At 65.2% G+C, this 6,808-nt stretch carries 9 protein-coding genes and 1 riboswitch; of the genes, 2 read left to right on the plus strand and 7 right to left on the minus strand.

The genetic code is table 11. The features are described from left to right. A partial coding sequence (locus Q0D45_RS19840) for an SDR family NAD(P)-dependent oxidoreductase (RefSeq protein ID WP_293397128.1) occupies positions 1-621 on the minus strand: 621 nt, incomplete at its 3' end. Between the two features lie 101 nt (positions 622-722). Between Q0D45_RS19840 and Q0D45_RS19845 the strand changes: the two genes are divergently transcribed. Then, positions 723-1,517 carry an undecaprenyl-diphosphate phosphatase gene (locus Q0D45_RS19845; RefSeq protein WP_293397131.1) on the plus strand — a complete coding sequence of 265 codons (795 nt, stop codon included), beginning with the start codon at positions 723-725 and terminating at the stop codon, positions 1,515-1,517. A 1-nt stretch (position 1,518) separates the two neighbouring features. Here the strand turns inward: Q0D45_RS19845 and Q0D45_RS19850 are convergent, their stop codons facing one another. Continuing rightward, entirely contained in the window at positions 1,519-2,415 is an 897-nt protein-coding gene (locus Q0D45_RS19850) for a hypothetical protein (protein ID WP_293397134.1), read from the minus strand. 195 nt (positions 2,416-2,610) lie between these two features. On the opposite strand from Q0D45_RS19850, the gene Q0D45_RS19855 reads away from it, so the two are divergent. Then, positions 2,611-3,300 carry a type 1 glutamine amidotransferase gene (locus Q0D45_RS19855; RefSeq protein WP_293397137.1) on the plus strand — a complete coding sequence of 230 codons (690 nt, stop codon included), beginning with the start codon at positions 2,611-2,613 and terminating at the stop codon, positions 3,298-3,300. Positions 3,301-3,340: 40 nt separating this feature from the next. On the opposite strand, the gene Q0D45_RS19860 is transcribed toward Q0D45_RS19855, so the two are convergent. From Q0D45_RS19860 to Q0D45_RS19880, 5 genes are all read right to left on the minus strand, one after another. Further along, positions 3,341-3,577: a hemin uptake protein HemP gene (locus tag Q0D45_RS19860; RefSeq protein ID WP_293397140.1), complete on the minus strand. Its 237-nt coding sequence runs from the start codon at positions 3,575-3,577 to the stop codon at positions 3,341-3,343. Positions 3,578-3,668: 91 nt separating this feature from the next. After that, on the minus strand, positions 3,669-4,238 hold the full coding sequence (locus Q0D45_RS19865; protein WP_293397143.1) for a TMEM165/GDT1 family protein: 570 nt from the start codon (positions 4,236-4,238) through the stop codon (positions 3,669-3,671). 22 nt (positions 4,239-4,260) lie between these two features. Next, positions 4,261-4,469: riboswitch (yybP-ykoY riboswitch) on the minus strand. Between the two features lie 4 nt (positions 4,470-4,473). Further along, the gene (locus Q0D45_RS19870; RefSeq protein WP_293397146.1) at positions 4,474-5,427 is read right to left on the minus strand and encodes an acetyltransferase; all 954 of its coding nucleotides are present in this window, start codon (positions 5,425-5,427) and stop codon (positions 4,474-4,476) included. Positions 5,428-5,435: 8 nt separating this feature from the next. Next, positions 5,436-6,527, minus strand: coding sequence for a uroporphyrinogen decarboxylase (gene hemE / locus Q0D45_RS19875; RefSeq protein WP_293397149.1), 1,092 nt, complete (start codon positions 6,525-6,527; stop codon positions 5,436-5,438). Continuing rightward, the coding region (locus Q0D45_RS19880; RefSeq protein WP_293397152.1) for an orotidine 5'-phosphate decarboxylase / HUMPS family protein at positions 6,524-6,808 on the minus strand (285 nt) is incomplete at its 5' end. The genes Q0D45_RS19880 and hemE, both read right to left, overlap by 4 nt.

Consider the following 6,808-nt stretch of genomic DNA (forward strand, 5'->3'; position numbering starts at 1 on the left):
TTCTTCGGCCTGCTGCGCGGCGCTCAGCAAGGTCGATTCCGCCCACAAGATGTGGCCGGGGGCGACGGCGTTGACCCGGACGCTCGGCGCCAGTTCGACGGCCAGCGTTTCGGTCAGTGACCACAGCGCCGCTTTCGCCGCGTTGTACGGCGCGAAGCCGGGACGGGCATGGCGGGCCAGGGTGTCGAGGATGTTGACCACCGCCGCGTGCTCGCCGAACAGCGGCAGGCAGGCCTGGATCAGCAGCAGCGGCGCTTTGAAGTTCGAGCTGATCAGTTCGTCGAACAGCGCTGGCGTGATCGCGCCGATCGGCGTGCGCCGATAACCGGAAGCATTGTTGACCAGTGCATCGAGCCGTCCCCAACGGCCGTGGGCATCCGCCGCGAGCCGGGCTACGGCGGCATCGTCGGCGAGATCAGCGACCAGCACGGCGGCGCTGTCGCCACGCTGTCCGTTCAGCGCTGCAGCCAGCGCGTCCGCTTCGGCACGCGAAGTGCGGCAATGGATGACGACATTCATGCCGGCCGCATGCAGGCGCTCGACGATCGCCGCCCCGACACGCCGCGCGCCGCCGGTGACCAGCGCAACGCCTGCCAGCGCTTCCTTGTCCGCGTTTTGCATGCTTCGTCCCGTATCCTGTGCGCCGCAGACCGGCTTTCCGCCGACCCTGCATTATCGACCATCACTGCTGCCCATCCCTTCCAACTGGCTTCCTCGCTCCCGTGAACGATCTGCTGCAAGTCATCCTGCTCGGCATCATCGAAGGCATCACCGAATTCCTGCCGATTTCCTCGACCGGCCATCTGCTGCTCGCCGAGCAGTTCGGCCTCGGTCATCGTTCGGATCTGTTCAACATCGTCATCCAGGCCGGCGCGATTCTCGCCGTCACGGTGATCTACTGGCGACGTCTGTGGCAGCTGGCGACCGGGCTCGGCGACGCTGACAACCGCGCCTACATCGGCAAGCTGGCCGTCGCTTTCCTGATCACCGTGGTGCTCGGCCTGACGGTCAAGAAGCTCGGCTTTTCGCTGCCGGACGAGATCGGACCGATTGCCTGGGCGCTGCTGATCGGCGGCGTCTGGATGCTGGCCGCCGAATGGCAGGCCGGGAAACGACCATCCCAGAACCAGATCCTGTGGACGGTGGCGATCGTCGTCGGCGTGGCGCAGGTCGTTGCCGGCGTGTTTCCCGGCACCTCGCGTTCGGCATCGACGATCTTCGCGGCGATGCTGGTCGGCGGCGCCAGTCGCGCGGCGGCGACCGAGTTCGCGTTCCTGGTCGGCATCCCGACCATGTATGCGGCCAGTGCCTACGAGCTGTACGGCGAGTTCAAGCACGGCGGTGAAAGCCACGAGGACTGGACGGCGGTGATCGTCGGCTTCGTGGTTTCAGCAGTGGTCGCCTTCATCGCCGTGACCTGGTTGCTGCGCTACATCCAGACCCACCGCTTTACGGTGTTCGCTTGGTATCGAATTGCGCTTGGCGTGGGTTTGCTCGGCTGGCTGGCGCTTCGCTAGCTCACGGCGGCAACAGGATATTCAGCAGCGGCGAGTGGCTGCCTTCGCCGGAGATGAACACCGAGCGGCCATCGGCGGCGATCGCCCCGGCTTCGGCCTGATGCAGCATCGGCGCGTCGAGCACTTCGGGCGTGGTGGCGAAGGTTTCCAGCCAGCTCTGCCCGGCACGACGCCGCCAGCGCAGCGTGTTCTTGTAGGTGACGACGACTGCGGTGCCGCCATCGCGGGAAATATCCAGCGCGGTCGGCTGGCCGAAGAACACGCTGCGGCCTGGATAGCTGACCAGATCGGTCATCGTCGGCCCGGTGATGCTGTGCACTTCGCCGAGCCGTTCGGCCACCGCGACGCCGACCGGCGGTTTGCGCTTCGGTAACGGCAGGCGATACAGGTACTTCGGCTGGCCGCGCTTGCTGATCAGGATGATGCTGCCGTCGAGCGGATCGACGGCTACGGCTTCGCAGTCATGCGGGCCGTTGTCGTAGCGGAAATCGAGCTGCCAGAGCAGTTTCGGCGTGCCTTTCCGGCCCGGATCGCTGACCGCGTACAAGGTCACGGCTTTGCGCGTTTCCTGGTTGTCGCCGGTATCGGCGATCAGCAGCGCCGCCTTGCCCTGCCAATCGAACGCGGCGATGTCTTCCCAGTCGATCGCCTGAACACCGGCGATGTGGACGCTGCCGAGATCTTCGCCATGGATGCCAATGCGATACAGGTCCGGGCCGGCACCGCTGTCGTTGTGACCCCAGAGCAGGCCAGGATCGGCATGCGAAACCGTCAGGCCGCTGAGTTCATCGAGCGCCGGACTGGCGACGCGCGGCGCGTCTGGCTGCGACAGCAGCACGCAAGAATTCAGCAGCAAGCTCAGACCGAGCACCAGCCTCGGCATTGAGGAAACAGTCATCGGCAACATGCGTGGGAACAGGCGAACGGCATGATAACGGCCAAGAGTGAAGGTTCCGCGAAGTCGTCACCAACAAAAAGCCCGGCCGGAGCCGGGCGAAGTCGAGAAGAGACGGAACAGAATTAGCAATAGGCTTGCCAACTTCCGCCGCCGGGCCATCGTGCCGGCGAAACCCTGATCCTGGAGACTGCACCGATGCGCGTTCACTGGCTACAACATGCTGATTTCGAAGGGCTGGGCAGCATCGAAGGCTGGCTGACTACCCGCGGCCACACAATCAGCGGTACCCGTCTGCAGCATGGCGAAACCCTGCCGGAGCTGGCGGCGTTCGACGTGCTGATCGTCATGGGCGGGCCGATGAATATCGATCAGTACGCGCTTTATCCCTGGCTGCGCACCGAAAAGGCGCTGATCCGCGCCGCCATCGCACAAGGCCGGCGCGTGCTCGGCATCTGCCTGGGCGCGCAGTTGATCGCCGATGTCCTCGGCGGTCCGGTGACCCGCAATGCCGAACTGGAGATCGGCTGGTTTCCGCTGCAACTGACGGCGGAAGGACGCGCGCATCCGCTGCTGGCCGGCCTGCCAGCCGAATTCACCAGCTTCCACTGGCATGGCGACACCTACGCCCTGCCAGCCGGCGCGACCCGGCTGATCGAAAGCGCGGCCTGCGCACAGCAGGCCTTCGCCTGGGACGGCAGCCGGGTGCTCGGCCTGCAGTTTCATCCGGAAGTCAGGCTGAACGACGCCATCGAATGGTTCCGGCACGAATCGGTGACGCCGTCGCGCTACGTGCAGACCGCGGACGAGATCCTCGCCAATCAGGCCGCGTTCACCGCGAACGCAGGCTGGACCGACGCGATCCTCGATCGCTTTCTGGCTGTTTGAAGCGCTTGCGCCGGCCTTTAGTGCCGGCGCAAGCCAGGCGTCACTTGGTCAGCAGCAACTTGCCGGCGCGAGTGACCTGCAGGCAGTAGCGTTCGCCGTGATGAACGATCACCAGCCGCCGCGTACGCCCGAACAGGCGCTCGCTGTGGAGTTCGGTTTCGATGCCCGGATCGCCAGACGCGACGCTTGCGGGCATCGAGACTTTCGCCTGGACTTCCATGGGCTGCCGGCTGGCGGTGGACATCGAGCGGGGTGCAGACAGGACAGGTTCGATCATCGTTCGTCTCCTTGTTGAGAACGATTATCATTCTGTTATCGCAATTCGGCAAGCCCTATTTCGACCCAAGTCAATAAATGGGCGGATTGACTCAGAAAGCCGTACTCAGCAGCGCCGCGATGCCGAGCGCCGCGAACAGGCCGGCCGCGAGGTAGCGGATCAGCTTGAACGACAGCTTCTGGGTCAGACGCTCGGCGAGCAGCACGGCCGGAGCGTCGGCGATCATCATGCCGAGCGTCGTGCCGCAGACCACGGCCAGCAAGGAGTCGAAACGCGCGGCCAGCGCCACGGTGGCCAGCTGGGTCTTGTCGCCGATCTCGGCCAGAAAGAACGCGACGAAAGTCAGCAGGAACACACCGTAGCGGCCCACCGGCTTCGGCGCTTCGTCTTCGAGCTTGTCTGGCACCAGTGCCCAGGCGGCAATCGCGAGGAAGGTGACGCCGACCAGCCAGCGCAAAGTATCCGGCGTGAACTGGCCGCGAATCCAGGCGCCGAAGAAACCGGCAACAGCGTGGTTGGCGATCGTCGCGGCGAGGATGCCGAGCAGGATCGGCACCGGCTTGCGGAATCGACAAGCGAGCAGCAGCGCCAGCAGCTGGGTCTTGTCGCCGATCTCGCCGACCGCGACGACCAGCGTGGAAATACCGAAGGCTTCAAACATGGGGAACTCTCGAGGGCCGGGCGATCGTGGACGATTGACACGCGACCATGCCCGACCCGGGCCCATCCCTAAGGAGGTGGCTGCGCGTCAAAGGTCTCGCCTGATGCGGGAAAGGCTTCCCGACCTGGATGCGCCACGATCTTGCGATCGATTGTGTTGACGCATCCCCCGATCAACGCCTGCCAGTGCAACGGTCAGCGCGCCGGGTGACTACTCCCCAATGAGCCGGCGCAGTCTACCCGGATGCCTGCGTGAGCGGAACCCAGTCCTTGATCAGGGCCCTGTCGATGACCGCGTCCTTGTCCATCCACAGGCCGTTGACCCAGTCCTGAAAACGCTCGCGGAAGGCTTCATCGTCCTGATAGTTGCCGCCGAGCAATTCGACCGGCAGCGGCTTCACATCGACCTGCACATAGGCCGCGTTCTGCTCGCCGCACAGCCAGCTCCACAGCTTGCTGCGGGTATTGCCGGTCGGCAGGTAGACGATGGTGATGTCGATCAGCCCCGCGAACTGCTCGCCCATCGCGTTCAAGGTGAAGCTGAAGCCGCCGGACTTCGGCCGTAGCAGGCGGCGATACGGCGAACCCTTGGCCTGGGCCTTCTCCGGCGTGTAGCGCGTGCCTTCGACAAAATTGACCACGGCGATCGGCTTGCGCTTGAACTTCTCGCAGAAGCCGCGCGTGGTTTCCAGATCCTGGTTGCGCAGGTCCGGATTCCTCGCGATCGCCGCCGCCGAATTGCGCTTCATGAACGGCATGTCCAGCGCCCAGCAGACGAAGCCGACCAGCGGAATCCAGATCAGCTCGCGCTTCAGAAAGAAGCGCGGGAACGGCGTGCGGCCGTACATGACGTCGAACAGAATCAGGATGTCCGCCCAGCTCTGGTGATTGCAGACGATCATCCAGCTCTGCGACGGGTCCAGCGCGCCATTGACCTGCAGGTTCTCGCGCCGGCCATGCAGCAGCTGGAACACCTGCTGATTGCCGCCCACCCAGCCATAGCCGGCGCACCAGGCGATCCAGCGATCGAGCTGGCGGGTCAGCACCGGCAGCGGCACCAGCAGCTTGACGATCGCCGCCGGCAGGATCAGCAGGCCAGCCCAGAACATCAGCACGACGAACATCGCGGCGAAGGTCAGTACGCCGATCGCCTGCGGTGGCAACCAGCGCTTCAGGCCCGCGTGGCTCATCGTGCCGATCAAGGCGCTTCGGCTTCGGCGATCTCGTGGTACTGCGGGCTCAGTTCGCGCACGGCTTCGACCAGTGCCGCGACATTTTCCGGCGGCGTGCCCGGCACGATGCCGTGGCCGAGGTTGAAGATGTGGCCGTTGGCCGGGCCGTAATCGTCGAGGATCTTGCCGACCAGATCGCGGATCGTTTCCGGCGGCGCGAACAGCGCGGTCGGATCGAGATTGCCTTGCAGCGCGACTGAGCCGCCGACCATGTGCCGTGCGTCGCCGATGTTGGTGGTCCAGTCAACACCGAGGCCGGCGCAGCCGGTGGCCGACATCTCCAGCAGGAACTGGCCGCAGCCCTTGGAGAACAGGATCACCGGCACGCCGGGCGCCAGCACCTTCAGGCGATCGACCAGCTTCGCCATCGAGGCCAGCGAGAAGAACTTGTAGCCCTCGCGATCGAGCACGCCGCCCCAGGTGTCGAAGATCATCAGCGCGTTGGCGCCGGCATCGGCCTGCGCGGCGAGATACAGGGCCACGCTCTCGGTGAGCTTGTCGAGCAGCGCCTTCAGCAGGTGCGGCGCGCCGTAGCGCATCGCCTTGGCATTGCGGAAATCCTTGGAGCCGCTGCCTTCGATCATGTAGGTGGCGAGCGTCCACGGGCTGCCGGCGAAACCAATCAGCGGCACGCGACCGGCGAGGCCTTTCTTGCAGGCGCGGACGCCATCCATCACGTAGCGCAGCTCGGTTTCCGGATCCGGGATCGGCAAGGCGGCGATATCGGCGGCGGTGCGCACGGTCTTCCTGAACGCTGGGCCTTCGCCCTCGGTGAAGTACAGGCCGAGGCCCATCGCGTCCGGAATGGTCAGGATGTCCGAGAACAGGATCGCGGCGTCGAAGCCGTAGCGATCGATTGGCTGCAGGGTGACTTCGCAGGCCAGATCCGGGTTCTTGCACAGGCTCAGGAAATCACCGGCCTTGGCGCGGCTGGCGCGGTACTCAGGCAAATAACGGCCGGCCTGGCGCATCAGCCAGACCGGCGTGCGGTCGACCGGCTGGCGCTTCAGGGCGCGGAGGAAGCGATCGTTCTGCAAGTGTTCGGGCTGGTGGGTCATGGTGCGAGCGCGCTGAGGATTTCGGATTGAATGGCCAGCGCCGCAGCGCGGGGGTCTGCTGCATCACGGATCGGACGGCCGACGACCAGGTAATCCGCGCCGGCTTTCAGCGCGCGAGTCGGCGTCATCACCCGCTTCTGATCGCCGCTGCCGTTTGAAATTACGTCGTTGTCGACCGGACGGATGCCCGGCGTCACGCAGATCAGTTCATGAGGAGCTTCGCGCCGCAGCTTTTCGACTTCAAGGCCGGACGACACCACGCCGTCGCAGCCGGCCGCCAG

The organism is Nevskia sp., from assembly GCF_023266035.1.
Lineage (GTDB): Bacteria > Pseudomonadota > Gammaproteobacteria > Nevskiales > Nevskiaceae > Nevskia.

Coding starts and splice junctions, on each gene's coding strand:
- Q0D45_RS19850 (WP_293397134.1), bottom strand. CDS start 2,415: ATGACTGTTTCCTCAATGCCGAGGCTGGTGCTCGGTCTGAGCTTGCTG.
- Q0D45_RS19855 (WP_293397137.1), top strand. CDS start 2,611: ATGCGCGTTCACTGGCTACAACATGCTGATTTCGAAGGGCTGGGCAGC.
- Q0D45_RS19860 (WP_293397140.1), bottom strand. CDS start 3,577: ATGATCGAACCTGTCCTGTCTGCACCCCGCTCGATGTCCACCGCCAGC.
- Q0D45_RS19865 (WP_293397143.1), bottom strand. CDS start 4,238: ATGTTTGAAGCCTTCGGTATTTCCACGCTGGTCGTCGCGGTCGGCGAG.
- Q0D45_RS19870 (WP_293397146.1), bottom strand. CDS start 5,427: ATGAGCCACGCGGGCCTGAAGCGCTGGTTGCCACCGCAGGCGATCGGC.
- hemE (WP_293397149.1), bottom strand. CDS start 6,527: ATGACCCACCAGCCCGAACACTTGCAGAACGATCGCTTCCTCCGCGCC.